17 protein-coding genes, 4 tRNA genes and 2 pseudogenes are annotated in these 19,058 nt (G+C 56.2%); 11 read left to right on the forward strand and 12 right to left on the reverse strand.

The annotated features are described in order from the left end of the window. The first annotated feature begins 193 nt into the window (after positions 1 to 193). The 7 genes and pseudogenes from tnpA to tnpC (AC3IX1_RS21740) all read left to right on the forward strand — a co-directional run. On the forward strand, positions 194 to 511 hold the full coding sequence (gene tnpA / locus AC3IX1_RS21710; RefSeq protein WP_489385778.1) for an IS66-like element accessory protein TnpA: 318 nt from the start codon (positions 194 to 196) through the stop codon (positions 509 to 511). After that, positions 508 to 843, forward strand: coding sequence for an IS66 family insertion sequence element accessory protein TnpB (gene tnpB, locus AC3IX1_RS21715; RefSeq protein ID WP_256453175.1), 336 nt, complete (start codon positions 508 to 510; stop codon positions 841 to 843). Before tnpA ends, tnpB begins: the two co-directional genes overlap by 4 nt. Positions 844 to 904: 61 nt before the next feature. Then, positions 905 to 1,879 (forward strand): annotated as a pseudogene (tnpC, locus tag AC3IX1_RS21720) (IS66 family transposase); the annotation flags it as partial. 113 nt (positions 1,880 to 1,992) lie between these two features. Then, positions 1,993 to 3,219: a tyrosine-type recombinase/integrase gene (locus AC3IX1_RS21725; RefSeq protein ID WP_489384666.1), complete on the forward strand. Its 1,227-nt coding sequence runs from the start codon at positions 1,993 to 1,995 to the stop codon at positions 3,217 to 3,219. Then, positions 3,216 to 4,160 carry a tyrosine-type recombinase/integrase gene (locus AC3IX1_RS21730; protein WP_489384667.1) on the forward strand — a complete coding sequence of 315 codons (945 nt, stop codon included), beginning with the start codon at positions 3,216 to 3,218 and terminating at the stop codon, positions 4,158 to 4,160. The genes AC3IX1_RS21725 and AC3IX1_RS21730 overlap by 4 nt, the downstream gene beginning before the upstream one ends. Next, entirely contained in the window at positions 4,153 to 5,151 is a 999-nt protein-coding gene (locus tag AC3IX1_RS21735; RefSeq protein WP_489384668.1) for a tyrosine-type recombinase/integrase, read from the forward strand. Before AC3IX1_RS21730 ends, AC3IX1_RS21735 begins: the two co-directional genes overlap by 8 nt. Positions 5,152 to 5,267: 116 nt before the next feature. Continuing rightward, positions 5,268 to 5,858: pseudogene (gene tnpC, locus AC3IX1_RS21740) on the forward strand (IS66 family transposase); the annotation flags it as partial. Here tnpC (AC3IX1_RS21740) and AC3IX1_RS21745 read toward each other — a convergent pair. The 5 genes from AC3IX1_RS21745 to AC3IX1_RS21765 form a co-directional block, all read right to left on the reverse strand. Further along, the gene (locus AC3IX1_RS21745; protein ID WP_489385779.1) at positions 5,855 to 6,331 is read right to left on the reverse strand and encodes a hypothetical protein; all 477 of its coding nucleotides are present in this window, start codon (positions 6,329 to 6,331) and stop codon (positions 5,855 to 5,857) included. The pseudogene tnpC (AC3IX1_RS21740) and the gene AC3IX1_RS21745 overlap by 4 nt on opposite strands. 850 nt (positions 6,332 to 7,181) lie before the next feature. Then, complete coding sequence (locus tag AC3IX1_RS21750) at positions 7,182 to 7,388, reverse strand: hypothetical protein (RefSeq protein ID WP_489388800.1); 207 nt, start codon at positions 7,386 to 7,388, stop codon at positions 7,182 to 7,184. Then, the gene (istB, locus tag AC3IX1_RS21755) at positions 7,375 to 8,178 is read right to left on the reverse strand and encodes an IS21-like element helper ATPase IstB (protein WP_489385302.1); all 804 of its coding nucleotides are present in this window, start codon (positions 8,176 to 8,178) and stop codon (positions 7,375 to 7,377) included. The genes AC3IX1_RS21750 and istB overlap by 14 nt, the downstream gene beginning before the upstream one ends. Continuing rightward, complete coding sequence (gene istA / locus AC3IX1_RS21760) at positions 8,171 to 9,670, reverse strand: IS21 family transposase (RefSeq protein ID WP_178925292.1); 1,500 nt, start codon at positions 9,668 to 9,670, stop codon at positions 8,171 to 8,173. Before istA ends, istB begins: the two co-directional genes overlap by 8 nt. A 419-nt stretch (positions 9,671 to 10,089) precedes the next feature. Then, a tRNA-Arg gene (locus AC3IX1_RS21765) sits at positions 10,090 to 10,161 on the reverse strand. A 498-nt stretch (positions 10,162 to 10,659) separates the two neighbouring features. Between AC3IX1_RS21765 and AC3IX1_RS21770 the strand changes: the two genes are divergently transcribed. The 3 genes from AC3IX1_RS21770 to AC3IX1_RS21780 all read left to right on the forward strand — a co-directional run bounded on the left by AC3IX1_RS21770 (position 10,660) and on the right by AC3IX1_RS21780 (position 11,836). Next, positions 10,660 to 10,893, forward strand: a complete 234-nt coding sequence (locus tag AC3IX1_RS21770) for a hypothetical protein (RefSeq protein ID WP_489385780.1) — start codon at positions 10,660 to 10,662, stop codon at positions 10,891 to 10,893. Positions 10,894 to 10,916: 23 nt separating this feature from the next. Next, positions 10,917 to 11,096: a PA3371 family protein gene (locus AC3IX1_RS21775; protein WP_489385781.1), complete on the forward strand. Its 180-nt coding sequence runs from the start codon at positions 10,917 to 10,919 to the stop codon at positions 11,094 to 11,096. Positions 11,097 to 11,509: 413 nt separating this feature from the next. After that, positions 11,510 to 11,836, forward strand: coding sequence for an Arc family DNA-binding protein (locus tag AC3IX1_RS21780; protein ID WP_489385782.1), 327 nt, complete (start codon positions 11,510 to 11,512; stop codon positions 11,834 to 11,836). Between the two features lie 101 nt (positions 11,837 to 11,937). Here the strand turns inward: AC3IX1_RS21780 and mgtE are convergent, their stop codons facing one another. Next, positions 11,938 to 13,380, reverse strand: a complete 1,443-nt coding sequence (gene mgtE, locus AC3IX1_RS21785) for a magnesium transporter (RefSeq protein ID WP_489385783.1) — start codon at positions 13,378 to 13,380, stop codon at positions 11,938 to 11,940. Between the two features lie 321 nt (positions 13,381 to 13,701). On the opposite strand from mgtE, the gene AC3IX1_RS21790 reads away from it, so the two are divergent. After that, the gene (locus AC3IX1_RS21790; protein WP_489388771.1) at positions 13,702 to 14,220 is read left to right on the forward strand and encodes a cell envelope protein SmpA; all 519 of its coding nucleotides are present in this window, start codon (positions 13,702 to 13,704) and stop codon (positions 14,218 to 14,220) included. 19 nt (positions 14,221 to 14,239) lie between these two features. Here the strand turns inward: AC3IX1_RS21790 and AC3IX1_RS21795 are convergent. From AC3IX1_RS21795 to alaS, 6 genes are all read right to left on the reverse strand, one after another. Then, a tRNA-Arg gene (locus AC3IX1_RS21795) sits at positions 14,240 to 14,316 on the reverse strand. Positions 14,317 to 14,388: 72 nt separating this feature from the next. Continuing rightward, positions 14,389 to 14,465, reverse strand: a tRNA-Arg gene (locus tag AC3IX1_RS21800). 107 nt (positions 14,466 to 14,572) lie between these two features. Beyond that, positions 14,573 to 14,663: transfer RNA gene (locus AC3IX1_RS21805), tRNA-Ser, on the reverse strand. Between the two features lie 62 nt (positions 14,664 to 14,725). Beyond that, positions 14,726 to 14,914 carry a carbon storage regulator CsrA gene (gene csrA, locus AC3IX1_RS21810; RefSeq protein WP_002554426.1) on the reverse strand — a complete coding sequence of 63 codons (189 nt, stop codon included), beginning with the start codon at positions 14,912 to 14,914 and terminating at the stop codon, positions 14,726 to 14,728. Positions 14,915 to 15,101: 187 nt separating this feature from the next. Further along, the gene (locus AC3IX1_RS21815; protein ID WP_007971040.1) at positions 15,102 to 16,343 is read right to left on the reverse strand and encodes an aspartate kinase; all 1,242 of its coding nucleotides are present in this window, start codon (positions 16,341 to 16,343) and stop codon (positions 15,102 to 15,104) included. A gap of 91 nt (positions 16,344 to 16,434) precedes the next feature. After that, on the reverse strand, positions 16,435 to 19,056 hold the full coding sequence (gene alaS, locus AC3IX1_RS21820) for an alanine--tRNA ligase (protein WP_489385784.1): 2,622 nt from the start codon (positions 19,054 to 19,056) through the stop codon (positions 16,435 to 16,437). Positions 19,057 to 19,058 lie beyond the last annotated feature (2 nt).

The following is a 19,058-nucleotide window of genomic DNA, read 5'->3' on the forward strand; positions in this document are numbered from 1 at the left end:
TCCGCCAAGTAAGAGTTCACTTTCCGCTTATACCACCCTCGTTGCTTGAAGGTAACAATAGGCTCTTTCTCATTTGGAAACTGGAGTACTACTGTAAGCGTCCAGCCAACACACCTTCCGAACTCCAGCGTTAAGGGCGATGGTGTCCGCGTATTTTTAAGCGGACGCGATCGCCCTTAACGTCAGGATTTCCATGCGCCAACGAAGCTCTTACCCGAAACCGTTCAGAGCCCAGGTTGTTCAGGAATGTCTGCAACCGGGCGCAACCCTATCCAGCGTTGCCATCAGCCACGGCATCAATGCCAACGTTATCCGCAAGTGGCTACCGCTTTATCGAGATCAGCTACCAGCGGCGTTGCCGGCTTTCGTTCCGTTGAAAGCTACGCCTAAACGGCAGGTGGAAGCGTTGGCGACCATTGAGTTGCCGCTTGGCGAGCAATCGATCACAGTGAAATGGCCAACGTCCGATCCTGAAGGCTGCGCCCGCTTTGTCCGTGGACTCACTCAATGATTCGCATCGACGCCATCTGGCTTGCCACCGAGCCCATGGACATGCGTGCCGGTACTGAAACGGCGCTGGCCAGGGTGATCGCGGTGTTCGGTGCGGCGAAGCCGCACTGTGCTTATCTGTTCGCCAACCGCCGCGCCACTCGTATGAAAGTGCTGGTGCATGACGGGATTGGCGTCTGGCTGGCTGCTCGCCGGTTGAACCAAGGCAAGTTTCACTGGCCCGGTATTCGGAATGGCTGCGAGATGGAGCTGGATACCGAGCAACTTCAGGCCTTGGTGCTCGGTCTGCCTTGGCAGCGCGTTGGGGCGGGCGGTGCAATCACACTGCTTTAACGCCCGCCATTAGCCCATTGGTCTATCGCCGCAAACGGCTTGCTCTGGCAAAATTCGCGGCATGACTTCATCGCCCAATCTCGACCAAATGTCCCCAGACCAACTGCGTGCCCTCGCGGCGCAGTTGCTGTCCCAGGTTGATTCTCTCGGGCAGCAGGTCGACCGGATGGGCAAGAAGAACGACCGCGACCAAACCATCATCGAGCAGCTCACCCACGAAATCGCCTGGTTCAAACGTAACAAGTTTGCCAAGCGCAGCGAGCAACTGAGCCCTGCCCAAGGCAGCCTGCTCGACGACCTGCTCGACACCGACATCGCGGCCATCGAAGCCGAGCTGAAGGCGCTGAATCCGCCGGCTGCGCCGGCCGAACCACGCAAGCAGCCCAAGCGTGTTTCCTTGCCAGCGCAGTTTCCGCGTACCGTGATTTATCACGAACCCGACACCACCCAGTGCGCCTGCGGCTGCCAGCTCCAGCGCATCGGCGAAGACGTCAGCGAGAAGCTGGATTACATCCCGGGCGTGTTCACCGTCGAGCAGCATGTGCGCGGGAAATGGGTCTGCCGCAAATGTGAAACGCTGAGTCAGGCTCCGGTTCCGGCCCAGGTCATCGACAAGGGCATCCCGACCGCAGGGCTGCTGGCTCACGTGATGGTGGCCAAGTTCGCCGACCATTTGCCGCTGTATCGGCAAGAGAAAATCTTTGGCCGCGCCGGCCTGGCTATCGCCCGCTCGACCCTGGCGCAATGGGTCGGCCAAACCGGTGTGCAGCTCCAGCCCTTGGTCGATGCGCTGCGCGAAACAGTGCTTGCTCAAGGTGTGATCCACGCTGACGAAACGCCGGTACAGATGCTCGCGCCGGGCGAGAAGAAAACCCACCGTGCTTACGTCTGGGCCTACTGCACCACGCCTTTTTCGGCGCTCAAGGCAGTGGTGTACGACTTCAGCCCGAGCCGGGCGGGCGAACATGCACGCAATTTTCTTGGCCAGTGGAATGGCAAGCTGGTTTGCGATGATTTTGCCGGTTATGTTGCGGCCTGAGTTATGTGATCCCGACCGGGCGAATAGGCAGTTTCTCTGTTGTCGATAGGTGATTGACGCAACATAAGTTGCAGCGCCTTGGTAGACCCTCATCACCTGGAGTGTCTGCCATGTTCGAGAATATCTATTCTTCAAACGCTGCCTGTAAACGCCATCGTGTGGGATCGCTGGCCGCTGAACGCGAGCGATATCTACAGCACTGTGCTGAGCAGGGCTGTACGCATGCCTCCCTTTACTTGAAGGCGTGCTGCTTGCTTTGGATCGCCGAACGGGTGCAGCCAAGCGACCTCAATGCAATCAATTCGTCACGGCTGCGCCAGATCATTCACGAAGGGCCATTGCCGGCCAATTCTCCTGCAACTGCTACGACGTTGATAAACACCGCAAGACCTTGGTTTAAGTTCCTGGGCTGGTGGCAAGAGCCAACGGCGGAGCCAATTCCATTCGAGGAGAATCTTGAGCTTTTCGTCTCGTGGATGCGGGATGAACGCGGGTTGACACCATGTACCATCAGTCAATGGCGCAGTCGAACGGCAACCTTTTTGCGCTGGTGCTTCAACACAGGCCGCAGATTTTCGACGCTTAGCCCCGAGGATATTGATGCCTACTTCATCACCTACGGTGCGCAACGGTGGTCGCGAATTTCGGCAGGGCACGTCGCAACAATGTTGCGGGTATTCCTGCGCTACGCGGCAACGCAGGGAGCATGCAGCAGTACATTGGCCGACTCGATCCGCGCCCCGCGACATTACGCCCTAGAGTCACTTCCCTATGCACTGAGCTGGGAGGATGTTCAGCGAGTACTCGCAACTACAAATTCAAGCTCTGAACGCGATGTGCGCGACCGAGCCATCCTGATGCTTCTCGCCGTCTACGGTTTACGCCGGGGAGAAGTTGCCGCACTCCGGTTGGATCAGATCGACTGGGCTGCTGGCCAATTGCATATTTGGCGATTGAAGCGCCGTCAGCCACAGGTTTATCCATTGGCGTTCACAGTGGCTGAGGCATTAGCGCAATACGTCGACACAGTGCGTCCGAAGGTACTGCACCCTGAGATATTCATCCGAACTCGGGCGCCGCGAGTCCCCATCTCCGCTGCTGGCCTATACAACATCGTCAGCGGCAGATTGCGTCTGCTCAACATACAAGTCGCACATTTGGGGCCGCACGCGCTGCGACATGCATGCGCGGCCAGGCTGCTCGCCAATGGGCTGAGCCTCAAGGAGATTGGCGACCACCTGGGCCACCGCAGCACGTCGGCGACAATGACGTACACCAAGGTTGATCTGGTCTCGTTACGTGAAGTCGGTGACTTCGACCTGGGAGACCTGCTATGAGAACCTTGGACGTAGTCAATGCCTACGTGGCTGTCCGTCGTGCCCAAGGCGTGGGCCTGAATAGCAGTGCCAGAGTACTACGTCAGTTTGCACGTGAGACTGGAAACCTGCCGCTGCCCGAAGTTACTCCAGAGGCAGTAGCCGCATTTCTGCATGGGCACGGTGAGCTAAGCGCTACGTGGAAGACGAAGCGAGGATTACTTGTTAGCTTTTATCGCTTCGCAATCGCACGTGGTCACACAACGATCTCGCCCCTGCCGGAACGACCACCACAGTTTCCACCGGCACAGACTCCCTATGTCTATGCCACCGCAGAAATACAGCACTTGTTAGATGCCACCGTCATACTGAGTACCTCGCTCAGTCGCCTTCAAGCTGCGACATACAGAACCCTCCTGCTGATCCTTTACGGTGCAGGGTTGCGCGTCGGAGAGGCGATCAGACTAAATCTCTGTGACGTCGACCTCGAGCAGCGAATCATCACCGTTCGTGACACGAAGTTCTATAAGACAAGACTGGTGCCGATTGGGCCCAGGCTGGCATCGAAACTGCGAGTCTATCTAGGACAACGTTGCGCGCTGGCACTTCCACTGGGCCAAGACTCTGCCCTGCTGTGCACTCGTACTGGCCATCGCCTGAACTACCAATACGTCATAACTGTGTTCCAACGTGTTCGTTTGGCGGCAGGTATTGCTCGCCCAACTGGCGAGCTACGGCCACCGCGCCTCCATGATCTGCGGCATACAGCCGCCGTTCATCGTGTACTGGGATGGTATCGCGCCGGTAAGGATGTACAGCGGCTATTGCCGCAATTGGCAACGTATTTGGGGCATGTCGACATAAGGTCGACCCAGCGCTATTTGCATATGACTCCCGAACTGTTGCACGAAGCGAGTCGCCGATTTGCCATTTATTCAGGCCAGGAGATTGATCATGATTGACCGCAATCGCCTCGGGGCATGGGTACGTCGCTTCTTGTTGGAGTATCTGGTCGCCGAGCGCAACCTATCCCACAACACCCAGATCAGTTACCGCGACACGCTGACGCTCCTGCTTCCATTTGTCAGTCGACGAGCCTCGGTGGCAATCGACCATTTAACGGTGCTCGACATATCGCCCGCCATCGTGCGCGCATTCCTTGAACACGTCGAACACGAGCGCGGTTGTGGCATCGTCACGCGCAACCAGCGGCTCTGCGCGATTCATTCATTAGGGCGTTTCATTGCTATGCGATCGCCAGAGCATTTGGCGTGGTGCACAGAGATCCGTTCTATCCCGTTCAAAAAAACTACCCAGGCAGTCATCCACTACCTCGACAAGCCAGAAGTGGAGGCTCTGCTCCGGGCACCTAATCGGGCTACGAGCCAGGGTGCACGGGACTATGCGATTTTGCTGTTCCTATACAACACCGGCGCCCGCGCTGACGAAGCTGCCTGCCTCAGCGTTGGTAATTTGCAACTTGGGACTTCACCCTCCGTGCGCATTCTGGGTAAGGGAAACAAATGGCGCGTCTGCCCCCTGTGGTCAGTAACAGCTACAGCGCTGCGGGCACTCATCGTCGAACGCAGAACAGAGGATCGCGTATTCATAGGTCGTGCCGGGAATCCCATGACTCGATTCGGCATCCATCGCGTTGTGTCGGTGTATGGACGAGCAGCCGGCAAGTGGGTTGATTCCATGCAAGGCAGGCGCATCAGCCCGCACACTATTCGACACACGACCGCCGTTCACCTGTTAAGAGCCGGGGTCGATATCAATACAATTCGGGCCTGGCTGGGGCATGTCTCCTTGGACACAACCCACATCTACGCGGAAGTCGATCTCGAAATGAAGGCCAAGGCGCTTGCATGTTTGGACGTCACAAATGTGCCTGAGGCTGTGCGCCTGCGACCGAGTTCAGCATCTCTCATGGCGTTCATGCGAGGGCTGTAACATGAATTTATGTGCCACTTTTTGCGCCGAACTCCCGATTGGGAGGCGGCGCCTCTTACCACCGCAACATAACTCAGACCGCAACATAACCGGCATTATGTGTTGCAACACATAATGCCGGCTACAAAGCCAGCTTCCAGCAAGGCATCACGGAAATCGGCTGCCTGGCCCACGCCCGCCGCAAGTTTTTCGATTTGCACGCGACGAATAAAAGCCAACTGGCTGAGCAGGCGCTGCACTCAATTGGCGGGTTGTACGAAATTGAACGGCAAGCGCGGGAAATGACCGACGAAAATCGCTGGCGAATACGCCAGGAAAAAGCGGCCCCCCTGATCGACGCACTGCATACCTGGATGTTGGCCCAGCGCGATCTTGTGCCCGAAGGGTCGGCCATCGCCAAAGCTCTGGATTACAGCCTCAAACGCTGGACGGCACTGACTCGATATCTCGAGGACGGGGCTGTGCCCATAGATAATAATGCGGTCGAAAATCAGATAAGGCCGTGGGCACTTGGACGCTCGAACTGGTTGTTCGCCGGGTCGCTACGCAGCGGTAAGCGGGCAGCTGCGATCATGAGCTTGATCCAGTCAGCCCGCATGAATGGGCATGATCCTTATGCGTATCTCAAAGATGTGTTGATGCGCCTGCCGACGCAGCGGGCAAGTGAGATCGACCAACTGCTGCCGCATCAGTGGGTGCCGGCCTAACTTACGCAAGGTGAGTTGGGCAGACGCTTACGTACTACTAGGCCATCCTTAGCGTCTGGCAACTTATCCACCTGCTTGTCCGAAAACTCACAAAATAGGGTCAGCGCCGACTTGTAGATACTTACAGACCTGGGCGTCGCCGATTTAATACTTAGGCTTTTCGTGACTTTTCTCACAAGCGCGCACTCAGAATCTACACCGATACATATCGCCTGAAAGAAAATATCCATGATGTTTATGCGTTCGACTTTCTCGTAGTCAGTTGTCTCTATCTCACACATACATTCGATAGCTGCATCAAGATACTTTGCAACTGCTTTTGTATAAGTCAGCACCGAATTTCTTTTGGCACCTAGAGAAAACAATTTTTTCGCAAAGCTTTCGACACAATCGATGACTTCGCCATCTTTTGACATCAAGCCAAGTGCTATCTGACCGGCGATAGTTTTCTTCACGAAACGAAAATTTTTCATTCAAGGCCTAACTTTCACAACAAATTTTTGCGAACCATAAACACTGATCGCCGAACTGTCAACAACTTTCCAGCCTAAAAAATCGCATTTAAATTACTTAGCTTAATTGCACAAATGATATTTATAGACATATTGACAATATATAATTTTACCATTGAATTATATATACACCCCCGTCGACAAATATGTACGCCGCCTTCATATTTATATAATTATAATACGACATTAATTTTTATAAACATATTCATCCAAGATACTTGTGCAGATGAACTCTTAGTACTCTCCATCTGTTTCCAAAATAAAGCTACGAGCCCATCTTAATCAATCTCCGACTTGTTTGGAGGTTCCTGCGAAGCGTTGGTAAAGACAGGCAAGTAGTCGGGCATCGAGCAAGGCATGATGCGGAAGGTCGGGAAGCGCAATGTTGCGGTTGGGCGAGACGGGGGTAGGACGAACGAAGCTAGATTGCGTTTATACGGAGGCGGATGATGAGTTGAGGACTCTTAGCTCAGCTCCCGACGGGCGAATCTCAATCGATCCCGAAACGATCTAAGGCACAATGGCGAGCCCCATACCCTTGTAAAATTGATACGAAGGCCCTAGAACCACCATGATTTTGTTACAGCGAGTCGCCCGCCTATGAGCCTTCGAATCGTATTGAGTCCAAAGCAGAGCAATCTCATCCCCGCCCGCTTTCCAGCCGCCCAGCGCCCTTTGCACACCTTGATAACTACGGTGATGAGCCACCTGATGGGTTGGAACTGGATGATGTTGAATTCCTCTGGTGGGTAGTCGCATCGCGCACCAGCAAAAAGGAACTACGAAGAAAATTGAGCCAGGCGGTTCAAAGTCATCTCTCAATTTTGGGCTGTATTGTTGGCGCTGATTGAAAACTGACCCACCCTGCCGATTGAAAATTGACCCAGGGCGGATTGCTGTTTTTTGTCCCAGCAATTGTGAATAAGCTTAGCAGCAGTGTTCCGGTTGAACGGTCATCAAGCCCCACCGCATAAAGGCATGCGGCAGGGTGTTTATGGTGCAGATCAAAACGGTTCATCGTCCTCGATACCATCTTCGTCCTTGCGCTTTCGTTCACGTGATTTGATCTTTGTCTGCGCGGCCAGAGTGCTGTGTTGCAGGCGGTAGGACTCGTTGCCCGTTTCGACGATGTGACAATGGTGTGTCAACCGATCCAGCAACGCTGTGGTCATCTTGGCGTCGCCGAACACACTCGACCATTCCGAGAAGCTGAGGTTGGTCGTGATCACAATGCTGGTGTGCTCGTATAGCTTGGACAGCAGGTGAAATAACAGCGCGCCGCCGCTCTGGCTGAAGGGCAAATACCCCAGTTCATCGAGTATCACCAGGTCTGTCCGAAGCAGCCCTTGAGCGATTCGGCCACTCTTGCCGTCGTACTTTTCACGCTCCAGCAGATTGACCAGATCCACTGTGGAAAAGAAGCGCACGCGTTTGTTATGGGTCGTGATTCCGGACACGGCCAGGGCGCTGGCCAAATGTGTTTTGCCGGTTCCGGGCCCGCCGATGAACACGACATTCTGCGCGGTCTCTGTGAACTCCAAGCTGGACAGATCTTTGACCAGACGGGCATCTGCGCTGGAAGCGCCGAAGTCGAAGCCTGCCAAGTCACGATGCATGGGCAGTTTGGCCATGTTCATCTGGTGGTTCACTGAGCGTACGGCGCGATCTGCTTGTTCTTGTTGGAGCAGATGTTCGAGCAGCCACTTCGACGACGTCGTCGAGGCTTCGCCTTGAGAAGCCAGTTCTTCCCAAGCGCTGGCCATGCCATGCAGACGCAGCTCTTTGAGTTCCGCCATTAGGTCACGCATTGCGATTCTCCTCATCGGTTGTACGGAGCCGGTCGTAGCGCGCCGTATTGGCGACAGGCGCTACCTTGAGTTGCAGGTTGGTTTCTACGGAAGGAGGTGGTGCAGTGGAGGTCAGTCGAGCTAGAACATTCAGGATGTGATCGGCGCTCAAGCTTCCCGACTCAAGCACCAGTTCTACCGCCACGAGCACCGGGTCGAGACCGGCGATGGGCACAGCAGCCAGTACCTGCGTCATGATTCGATCACCGTTGCTGTGACGTCTCAGGCCCCGCTTGAGAAGCTGCAACGGCTTAGGCAGATCGGCAAACGGCGCGCCATTGCGCAGCGCACCGGGTTTGCGTTCGATGAGTGGGATGTAATGCTGCCAGTCAAAACTGACCTGATCTCGATCAAACAGACGCTCGTGGCTGGCGATCATAGTTTCATCGGCGATGACCACGATCCGAGAAGGATACAGACGGCTGCTGACCCACTGGCCGACGCGCTCGCAAGGCACCGAATATCGATTTCGCGCCACGCTGATCAGGCAGGTGCTGGAGACCCGCACGGTGCGCTCGACGTAGCCATCAAAAGCCGTCGGCATCGGCATCATTTCGACCCGCTCTAGCTCCAAGACCTCTGCCACCGTCAGCCCGTTGTACTGCGGATGCACCAGCTCGCTCCAGAGTGCACGACAGCGTTGGCCGAGCCAGGCATTCAATTCTTCGAAGGTGTGAAACATGCAGTCTTGAGCGTCGAGCCAGATGCGTCGTCTGCTGTCTTGCACGTTCTTTTCAACGATGCCTTTTTCCCAGCCCGAGGCGACATTGCAGAAGTCCGGATCGAACAGGTAGTGCGCGCACATCACGGAAAACCGAGCATTGACCGTGCGGCCTTTGCCCTTGTTAACCTTGTCGACAGCCGTTTTCATGTTGTCGTAGATGCCTCGACGTGGCACCCCACCTAACGCACCGAACGAGCGCGTATGGGCATCGAACAGCATCTCGTGGCCTTGGCTGGGATACGCAACCAACCAGAACGCGCGACTGGCGCACAGCTTCATGTGGGAGACCTGGATGCGTCGGAACAGGCCGCCGATCAGCAGACCTTCTTCGCTCCAGTCAAATTGAAAAGCCTCACCGAGTGCAAACGTCAGCGGCACAAAGGCACGTAACGATTTGCCTTGCTCACCGCGCCACGAGCGGATGAAGGCTGTGAGCTGGCTGTAGCCGCCGTCATAACCCTGGGCTTTGATCTGCTCAAAGAGTGCTTTGGCGCTCCTGCGGTTGTGCTTTGCCCGAAACGAATCAGCCTTCAGCGCCTGCTCCAGCGTCTCGTGGAATGGGCTGAGTTTGTTGAAGGTTACGCACCGCTGGTACGCCGGCTGAGTGGCTTCGGGTGCTCTGACCCATTTTCGGATGGTGTTTCTCGACAGCCCGGTACGCTTGGCGATCTGGTGCAGCGACAGCTTGTCGCGAAAGTACATCCTCCGAATTTTCCCCAACATTTCCATGCTGATCACCCTGTGTTCTCCTGCTCGGAAAGTGAGCAGAAGTAGTTGAACACCTGGGTCAGTTTTCAGTCGGCAGAACAGCCTTTACTGGGTCAGTTTTCGGTCAGCGGCAACAGCTAGGGCTGGCTAAGTCGAAGGTGAATCGGTACCGGCAGTCGTAGGGGCTCTTACATCTCACATCAGAAACGGCTAGCGATGAGCTATGAGAGTGTTCCGCCCCAGCCCTGTTATTCCGCGCTCACTGCTAAGCCACGGCACTAGAACGCAAGCTAAGGAGCTTGGAAAGGCCAGAGTCGATCGGGCAAACGCCTGTTGCCAGGTAGCGCTTATCGAAACCGATTCGTGATCGCCTTGGAAGGGGTACTGCTTGAGGGGCTTAGCAACAGGGAATCTAGAGGCAAAAGCAAAGCGGAAGGATATGTCCCCTGCAGGAATCGAACCTGCATCTAGCCCTTAGGAGGGGCTCGTTCTATCCGTTGAACTAAGAGGACGTCACGTTACCTTTACTTGGAGCGTTGCGCATTCTACGAAAATTTAAGATTTTGTAGAAGCCTTTGAATAGGCAGTGAAATCCAGTCACTCCCTCCTCCAGCTCAGGCGAGAAGAGCCTATCCCAATACGCAGTAGAACCAATGTCGGATAAGAACTGCCAACCTTCCCCTTAGGAGGGGGATGCTCTATCCAATTGAGCTACTGAGACACACGTTGACCGCGACGATACGCGGTGCGATGGACGGCGTGCATGTTAACGGCCGGGCCGGCTTTTGTCATGTCATCCGTAGGCTTTTTAAGTGTAGGCAGACGCCTCGGCCGGGCGCGGACTTGTTTACCGTGCAAATTGCATCACTGCAAAATGCCACCATTGCAAAATGCATGATCGAGCTTTCGCATAAATATGTTAATTCATTGTTTTTAAAGAATTTAATTGTCGATAGACTCTGGCATGCGAGCTGCTTCAGCTGTTCTCACAGAACAACGGAGGCCGCTTCATGAACAGCGCCCTTTTACTCTCGAATGCAATCGCTCTGACGGTTTTGCTGGGTTTTCATTTTGCCCCCCAGAGCGGTGTTACGCAGGTTGCCCAGCAAATGCCACATTACCTTCAGTTGCAGAAAGCGCCGCAGTTGGCCGTGATGAGCGACCGGCACGGCTTTGTCAATCAGCAGGTCAGCCAGGAAAACATCCTGGTGCCGGCTCCGTCTGCCGAACGCTTGGTATTTTGAATGACCCTCACCAGGAGCACAGCATGTCCAGATCAGCCGCGAGTTTTTTCATCCTCGCCTTGTTGAGCGGCATTTTTCATCTGTCATTGACCCAGGACATGGTCGTCACCCTCCCCCTGATCGCCTGTGGCGTATTCAGCGTGCTGTTCGTGCTCGCATTGGTCGCCGGACGCAAGATCAAGTTTGATCCGGTACTGCGCTGATCCCGACATGGCAGACCCGCTGCAAGGGCCTGCCATCCATCCTGAATTAACCCCCTCCATGCGACTCCCCCTAGTAAATCGGCAATTTGCCACTATTCTGTAAAGACAAGGAACAGGGATCGAGTTCACTTTTTCCTGCCCGCCGGAAACCTTTCGTCGGGTGGAGAAAGCACGAAGTGATACGGCCTGGTCGAACTTTTCAAACCAGTCCGCATTTCTGATAATTGGTGCTGGCAGAACGCCTTTATCCAGATCAATATTTGTCACAGAATTGACGCCAAGGATCTGGCTGGTTTGAGGCATGATGCGCGCCTCTATCAATTCAGGTTGAACATTTGGTCAGAGCGCTTGTCCTACCAGACATCCTGCGGCCAATCCCGAAAACCGCTCCCCTGAACTAACCGGTTAAATATATGCGCCCATTGAAACAGGCAATTTATTCCAGCCGTACGGCTGACAAGTTCGTCGTACGTCTGCCAGACGGAATGCGTGAACGCATTGCCGAGGTGGCTCGCAATCATCATCGCAGCATGAACTCCGAAATCATTGCGCGCCTTGAGCAGAGTCTTATTCAGGAAGGCGTACTGGGAGAAGAGTTGAGCATGCGCCTGGACAGCCCGGAGCTTTCCTTGCACGAACGGGAGCTGCTGCAGCGCTTCCGCCAGCTCTCCCATCGACAGCAGAACGCCCTGGTTTCTCTGATCGCCCATGACGCTGAAATGGCCGCCGACGCGTCCTGATTCAGCCAGAAAGCCCAAGCCAGCCTGATCGCTGGCTTTTTTTTTGCCTGAAATCCGGGCACAAAAAACCCGCCAGACGGCGGGTTTTAGTGAAACGGACTTCAGAGCAGGAAGATTGTCGCCAGCCCCAGGAAGATGAAAAAGCCGCCGCTGTCGGTCATGGCCGTGATCATCACACTGGCCCCCATCGCCGGGTCGCGCCCCATCTTCGCCAGGGTCATCGGGATCAGAACCCCCATCAACGCCGCCAGCAACAGGTTGAGGATCATCGCAGCGGTCATCACCACGCCAAGCGACCAACTGCCATAGAGCAGGTAGGCAACCACACCGATCACCCCGCCCCAGATCACGCCGTTGATCAGCGCTACCGCCAACTCCTTGCGCATCAGGCGCGAGGTATTACCGGTACTCACCTGGTCCAGCGCCATGGCCCGCACAATCATGGTGATGGTCTGGTTACCCGAGTTACCACCGATCCCCGCCACGATCGGCATCAACGCCGCAAGTGCCACGAGCTTCTCGATCGAACCCTCGAACAGACCGATCACCCGTGAAGCCACGAACGCGGTAATCAGGTTGATCGCCAGCCAGGCCCAACGGTTACGCAGGGACTTCCAGACCGATGCGAAGATATCTTCCTCTTCGCGCAGACCCGCCATGTTGAGGACTTCGTTTTCACTCTCTTCACGAATGAGGTCGACCATCTCGTCGATGGTCAGACGGCCGATCAGCTTGCCGTTCTTGTCGACTACGGGGGCAGAGATCAAGTCATAACGTTCGAAGGCCTGGGCGGCATCGTAGGCGTCTTCGTCCGGGTGGAAACTCACCGGATCGCTGGCCATCACCTCGGAAACCTGCTTGTCCGGATCGTTGACCAGCAAACGCTTGATCGGCAACACGCCCTTGAGGACGCCGTCGTAATCGACCACGAACAGCTTGTCGGTGTGGCCCGGCAACTCCTTGAGACGGCGCAGATAACGCAAGACCACTTCAAGGCTGACATCCTCGCGGATGGTCACCATCTCGAAGTCCATCAGCGCACCGACCTGCTCCTCGTCGTAGGACAGCGCCGAACGCACACGCTCGCGTTGTTGCTGGTCGAGGGTCTCCATAAGCTCGTGGACGACGTCTCGCGGCAGCTCGGAGGCCAGGTCAGCGAGCTCGTCGGCATCCATGTCCTTGGCCGCAGCCAGGAGCTCATGATCGTCCATGTCGGCGATCAGGGTTTCACGAACCGAATCGGATACTTCAAGAAGGATGTCGCCGTCGCGATCGGCCTTGACCAGCTGCCAGAGCGTCAGACGATCGTCCAGCGGCAAGGCTTCAAGGATGTAGGCGACGTCGGCGGAGTGCAGGTCATCGAGTTTGCGTTGCAACTCGACGAGGTTCTGCCGGTGGACCAGGTTCTCGACCCGGTCATGATGCGGACCTTCCTGGCGGTGAGTCAGGTCTTCGACAACTCGCTGGCGCTGCAGCAACTCAACCACCTGAGCCAGGCGATCCTGCAAGCTTTCCTGCGTTTTCTTTACTTCAACTTCAGACATAGGCGAACTCCACTCCCAGCAGCGGGGCGCGCCGGAAGGATCAATCAGTCAATTCATGATTGGAAAAACGGGGTACTGAGTAACTACTGGGTAAGTCCATGGAAGTAATCCAAAAGCCCCGGCGGGGCTGACGGGCGCAATGATACACCGCCTGACGGTTTTAAACGTTAAAAAATCTCGGCTGAAACAAGCGCTTGCACAACAATCTTGAGCATCGTCCTGATCCTGGAAAATGCGACGACGTATTCTGAAAAGAAAACACACCGCCCCTCGAAAATTGTAGCCGCTACCCTTGCAAAGGAACGTCATGGAGGACACCTGATGTCATCAACTTCACAATTCTTTTTACTGCTCAACTTGCTCAGCCCCCTGCCCCAAGCGCTCGCCACCACCGTTCACCGTTGCGAGGCGGCCAATGGGCGCATTACTTTCACCACGCTAAGCTGTGCCACGGGAGATAGCGTTTCACTTCAGGACATCCGCACCTTTACACCCGGTACTACGATGGCGCTTATGCCGCAAGCCGAAACCCGTGAAACATCAGGTATGAACATCAAAAGGAGAGAGCCGACCGTGGTCGGTCAGGCACAGGACAAGTGTGGAAACCTGATCAGTGCCAGGGAGCGCCGAGAAGCGATCATCAATCAGCGAGTGATCGCCGGCATGAGCCAGCAAGACGTCGAAAGCGCACTCGGCAAGCCGGACAGGATCAGTATTCGCAATTCAGCCACGAGCTACCGCTACGACACCCGGCGAGGTCGTAGCGCAAACGTGGAGTTCGACGAGAGGGGATGCACGAAGGGAAAAGCCAAATCCCGGACGGCAAAAAGCCCGCATTAAATGCGGGCTTTCTGTTGTATGGTGCACTCGACAGGATTCGAACCTGTGACCGCTCGGTTCGTAGCCGAGTACTCTATCCAGCTGAGCTACGAGTGCATTTTGTGTTTTTAGACCAGACCACAACTGGCTGAAGCCAAGTTACTTGCATTACTGCAACTAACTCTTAAATGGTGCACTCGACAGGATTCGAACCTGTGACCGCTCGGTTCGTAGCCGAGTACTCTATCCAGCTGAGCTACGAGTGCATTTGTTGCCGCGCATTATAGGCCGTCTAATCTCTATGTCAAACACTTTTTCTAGTAATTTCAACAACTTACCGAAAAAGCCAGATTACAACGTACTACGCAAATAATGGCGGAGAACGGGGGATTCGAACCCCCGACACCCTTTTGAGGTGTACTCCCTTAGCAGGGGAGCGCCTTCGGCCACTCGGCCAGCTCTCCGCAACACGGGGCGTATATTAACCAGCTTCTTCCCCGTTTGCAAACATAAAAAACGATAAAAATTAATGGCTTGGTTCTTCGTCCTTCTCTTTCTTGATACGCAGGTAAATTTCTTCCCGGTGAACAGCCACCTCTTTGGGGGCATTAACACCGATGCGCACTTGATTTCCTTTGACGCCAAGCACGGTCACAGTGATTTCGCCATCACCGATAATCAGGCTTTCTGCGCACCGACGAGTCAGAATCAGCATACCTTTCTCCTCACGCATTACATTTCAGGGACAACAGTCTGCAAAAAAAAGGCACTCGACCCACAACCGGAGCGGTCGCAGCCCTACATGCCTGAGTATTGACTAGCGTGAGCAAAAGAACAGCCTTGGGGTCACACCATTCAAAAAAACAAAAGGCGCGGTCAGACCGCGCCTTTTGGCAAACGCATCACTCGCCCTGGCGGGCCGGTGCGTCCAGTTCGAAAGCCGTGTGCAGAGCGCGCACAGCCAGTTCCAGGTACTTCTCTTCGATCACTACGGAGACTTTGATTTCCGAGGTCGAGATCATCTGGATGTTGATGCTTTCCTTGGCCAGGGATTCGAACATGCGGCTGGCCACGCCTGCGTGAGAGCGCATGCCAACGCCGACGATCGATACCTTGGCGATCTTGGTATCGCCCACGACTTCACGGGCACCCAGCTCGCCAGCGGTCTTTTCCAGCACGGCTTGCGCCGCCTGGTAGTCATTGCGGTGCACGGTGAAGGTGAAGTCGGTGGTGTTATCGTGCGCAACGTTCTGCACGATCATGTCGACTTCGATGTTCGCGGCACTGATCGGGCCGAGAATCTTGAAGGCAACGCCCGGGATGTCTGGCACGCCACGGATGGTCAGCTTGGCTTCATCGCGGTTGAAAGCGATACCGGAAATGATCGGCTGTTCCATGGTTTCCTCTTCATCAATAGTAATGAGGGTGCCCGGACCCTCCTTGAAGCTGTGCAGTACGCGCAGCGGAACGTTGTACTTGCCGGCGAACTCGACCGCGCGGATCTGCAACACCTTGGAACCGAGGCTGGCCATTTCCAGCATCTCTTCGAAGGTGATCTTGTCCAGGCGCTGAGCCACGGACACCACACGCGGGTCGGTGGTGTAGACACCGTCGACGTCGGTGTAGATCTGGCACTCGTCAGCCTTCAGGGCTGCCGCCAGCGCCACGCCGGTGGTGTCGGAACCGCCACGACCGAGAGTGGTGATGTTGCCGTGCTCGTCGACACCCTGGAAACCGGCGACAACCACCACACGACCCGCCTTCAGGTCACCGCGAATCTTCTGGTCATCAATCTGCAAGATACGCGCTTTATTGTGCGCGCTATCCGTCAGAATCCGCACCTGGTTGCCGGTGTACGACACCGCCGGCACGCCGCGCTTGATCAGCGCCATGGCCAACAGGGCAATCGTCACCTGCTCACCGGTGGAGACGATCACGTCCAGCTCGCGCGGAACCGGTTGGCCGTCGCCACTGATTTGCTTGGCCAGATCGATCAGACGGTTGGTTTCGCCGCTCATTGCAGACAGCACAACCACCAGGTCATCGCCGGCATCGCGGAATTTCTTAACCTTGTCGGCGACCTGCTCGATTCTCTCGACAGTGCCGACCGAGGTGCCTCCAAATTTCTGTACGATCAAAGCCATTTCAAAGCCGCCTCTGCCCATGAAGGGCGCCCAAATAATCACTCAAACAGCGTTGCGGCCCACCACTAGACTGCGGGCCGCAAGAACTGCCTTATAGACCCTGCTCTACAAACGGAATGGTCAGGGCCAGAGCCGCATCCAGTGCGCCAGCGTCGGTACCGCCGCCTTGCGCCATGTCTGGACGACCACCACCCTTCCCGCCCACTGCCGCAGCGGCTTGCTTCATCAAATCACCGGCTTTGAGTTGGCCAGTCAGGTCTTTGGTTACGCCTGCAACCAGAACGACCTTTTCCTCATGGACACTGCCGAGCAGGATCACTGCGCGGCCGAGTTTGTTTTTCAGTTGATCGACCAGCGCCAACAGCGCCTTGCCATCCTGACCGTCCAGACGCACGGCCAGCACTTTCACGTCCTTGACGTCCAGCGCCTGGGCCGACAGATCGTCGCCCGCGGCACTGGCAGCCTTGGCTTGCAACTGCTCGAGTTGCTTCTCCAGCAGACGGTTGCGCTCCAGCACAGCCGACAGCTTGTCGATCAGGTTGTCGCGGCTGCCCTTGACCAGGCTGGCCGCTTCCTTGAGTTGTTCTTCCGCCGCGTTCAAGTAGGCCAGCGCTTGCGCACCGGTGACGGCTTCGATACGACGCACACCCGACGCCACACCGCCTTCGCTGATGATTTTCAGCAGGCCGATGTCGCCGGTACGGTTGGCGTGGATACCGCCGCACAGCTCGACGGAGAAATCGCCCATGCTCAGCACGCGCACATTGTCGCCGTATTTCTCGCCGAACAGCGCCATGGCGCCTTTCTGCTTGGCGGTTTCGATATCGGTTTCTTCGGTTTCAACCTCGGAGTTCCTGCGGATCTCGGCGTTGACGATTTCTTCCAGCGCCTTGATCTGCTCAGGCTTGATGGCTTCGAAGTGGCTGAAGTCGAAGCGCAGGCGCTGACTGTCGACCAGCGAGCCTTTCTGCTGAACGTGATCGCCCAGCACCTGGCGCAATGCTGCGTGCAGCAAGTGAGTCGCAGAGTGGTTCAACGACGTGGCGTGACGCACCTCGGCGTCAACGTGGGTCTCGACCGGCGCACCGACGATCAGGCTACCCGAATCCAGGATACCGTGGTGCAGGAATGCACCGCCGGTCTTGGTGGTGTCACGCACGTCGAAACGCGCGCTGCCCGCCTGCAGGTAACCGCAATCACCGACCTGGCCACCGGACTCGGCGTAGAACGGCGTCTTGTCGAGAACGATCACGCCCTCATCGCCTTCGCTCAATACGTCGACCGACTGACCATCTTTATACAGCGCAACGATTTTTGCCAAACCACGGGTATCGGTGTAGCCGGTGAATTCGGTGTCCACATCGACCTTGACCAGGCTGTTGTAGTCCATGCCGAAGGAACTGGCGGAACGGGCACGGACGCGCTGGGCTTCCATCTCGCGTTCAAAACCTTCTTCGTCGATGGTCAGGCTGCGCTCGCGAGCGATGTCGCCGGTCAGGTCCATCGGGAAACCATAGGTGTCGTAGAGTTTGAACACCACGTCGCCCGGCACCACGTCGCCCTTGAGTTCAGCCAGATCCTGCTCGAGGATCTTCAGGCCCTGCTCCAGGGTCTTGGCGAATTGCTCTTCTTCGGCCTTCAGCACGCGTTCGATGTGCGCCTGCTGGGATTTCAGTTCCGGGAAGGCTTCGCCCATCTCGGCGACCAGGGCCGCGACGATCTGGTAGAAGAAGCTGCCCTTGGCGCCCAGCTTGTTACCGTGGCGGCAAGCGCGACGGATGATCCGGCGCAGCACGTAGCCACGGCCTTCGTTGGACGGCAGCACGCCGTCGGCGATCAGGAAGCCGCAGGAACGGATGTGGTCAGCCACCACTTTCAGCGAAGCCTGGGCGTCGTTGGTGCAGCCGATGGCCTTGGCCGAAGCGCTCAGCAGGCTCTGGAACAGGTCGACTTCATAGTTCGAGTGAACATGCTGCAGCACGGCACTGATTCGCTCCAGGCCCATGCCGGTGTCGACCGACGGCGCTGGCAGCGGGTGCAACACGCCATCGGCGGTGCGGTTGAACTGCATGAACACGTTGTTCCAGATTTCGATGTAGCGGTCGCCGTCTTCTTCCGGCGAGCCCGGTGGGCCACCCCAGATGTCGGCGCCGTGATCGTAGAAAATCTCGGTGCAAGGACCGCACGGGCCGGTATCGCCCATGGTCCAGAAGTTGTCGGAGGCGTACGGCGCGCCCTTGTTGTCGCCAATGCGCACCATGCGCTCGGCCGGAACCCCGATTTCCTTGGTCCAGATGTCGTACGCCTCGTCATCGCTGGCGTAGACGGTGACCCAGAGCTTTTCCTTGGGCAGGTTCAACCACTTGTCGGATGTCAGGAAGTTCCAGGCGTAGCTGATGGCATCACGCTTGAAATAATCACCGAAGCTGAAGTTACCCAGCATTTCGAAGAAGGTGTGGTGACGAGCGGTATAACCGACGTTTTCCAGGTCGTTGTGCTTGCCGCCGGCGCGCACGCATTTCTGGCTGCTGACGGCGCGGGTGTACGCGCGCTTTTCCTGGCCCAGGAAGCAGTCCTTGAACTGGTTCATCCCCGCGTTGGTGAACAGCAGGGTTGGGTCGTTGCCCGGAATCAAAGAGCTGGAGGCTACACGGGTGTGGCCTTGCTCTTCGAAGAAGCGAAGGAAGGCTTCACGGATTTCTGCGCTTTTCATTA

This window comes from Pseudomonas sp. KH_046_2 (genome assembly GCF_057838985.1).

Coding starts and splice junctions, on each gene's coding strand:
- tnpA (WP_489385778.1), top strand. CDS start 194: ATGCGCCAACGAAGCTCTTACCCGAAACCGTTCAGAGCCCAGGTTGTT.
- tnpB (WP_256453175.1), top strand. CDS start 508: ATGATTCGCATCGACGCCATCTGGCTTGCCACCGAGCCCATGGACATG.
- AC3IX1_RS21725 (WP_489384666.1), top strand. CDS start 1,993: ATGTTCGAGAATATCTATTCTTCAAACGCTGCCTGTAAACGCCATCGT.
- AC3IX1_RS21730 (WP_489384667.1), top strand. CDS start 3,216: ATGAGAACCTTGGACGTAGTCAATGCCTACGTGGCTGTCCGTCGTGCC.
- AC3IX1_RS21735 (WP_489384668.1), top strand. CDS start 4,153: ATGATTGACCGCAATCGCCTCGGGGCATGGGTACGTCGCTTCTTGTTG.
- AC3IX1_RS21745 (WP_489385779.1), bottom strand. CDS start 6,331: ATGAAAAATTTTCGTTTCGTGAAGAAAACTATCGCCGGTCAGATAGCA.
- AC3IX1_RS21750 (WP_489388800.1), bottom strand. CDS start 7,388: ATGAACCGTTTTGATCTGCACCATAAACACCCTGCCGCATGCCTTTAT.
- istB (WP_489385302.1), bottom strand. CDS start 8,178: ATGCGTGACCTAATGGCGGAACTCAAAGAGCTGCGTCTGCATGGCATG.
- istA (WP_178925292.1), bottom strand. CDS start 9,670: ATGGAAATGTTGGGGAAAATTCGGAGGATGTACTTTCGCGACAAGCTG.
- AC3IX1_RS21770 (WP_489385780.1), top strand. CDS start 10,660: ATGAACAGCGCCCTTTTACTCTCGAATGCAATCGCTCTGACGGTTTTG.
- AC3IX1_RS21775 (WP_489385781.1), top strand. CDS start 10,917: ATGTCCAGATCAGCCGCGAGTTTTTTCATCCTCGCCTTGTTGAGCGGC.
- AC3IX1_RS21780 (WP_489385782.1), top strand. CDS start 11,510: ATGCGCCCATTGAAACAGGCAATTTATTCCAGCCGTACGGCTGACAAG.
- mgtE (WP_489385783.1), bottom strand. CDS start 13,380: ATGTCTGAAGTTGAAGTAAAGAAAACGCAGGAAAGCTTGCAGGATCGC.
- AC3IX1_RS21790 (WP_489388771.1), top strand. CDS start 13,702: ATGTCATCAACTTCACAATTCTTTTTACTGCTCAACTTGCTCAGCCCC.
- csrA (WP_002554426.1), bottom strand. CDS start 14,914: ATGCTGATTCTGACTCGTCGGTGCGCAGAAAGCCTGATTATCGGTGAT.
- AC3IX1_RS21815 (WP_007971040.1), bottom strand. CDS start 16,343: ATGGCTTTGATCGTACAGAAATTTGGAGGCACCTCGGTCGGCACTGTC.
- alaS (WP_489385784.1), bottom strand. CDS start 19,056: ATGAAAAGCGCAGAAATCCGTGAAGCCTTCCTTCGCTTCTTCGAAGAG.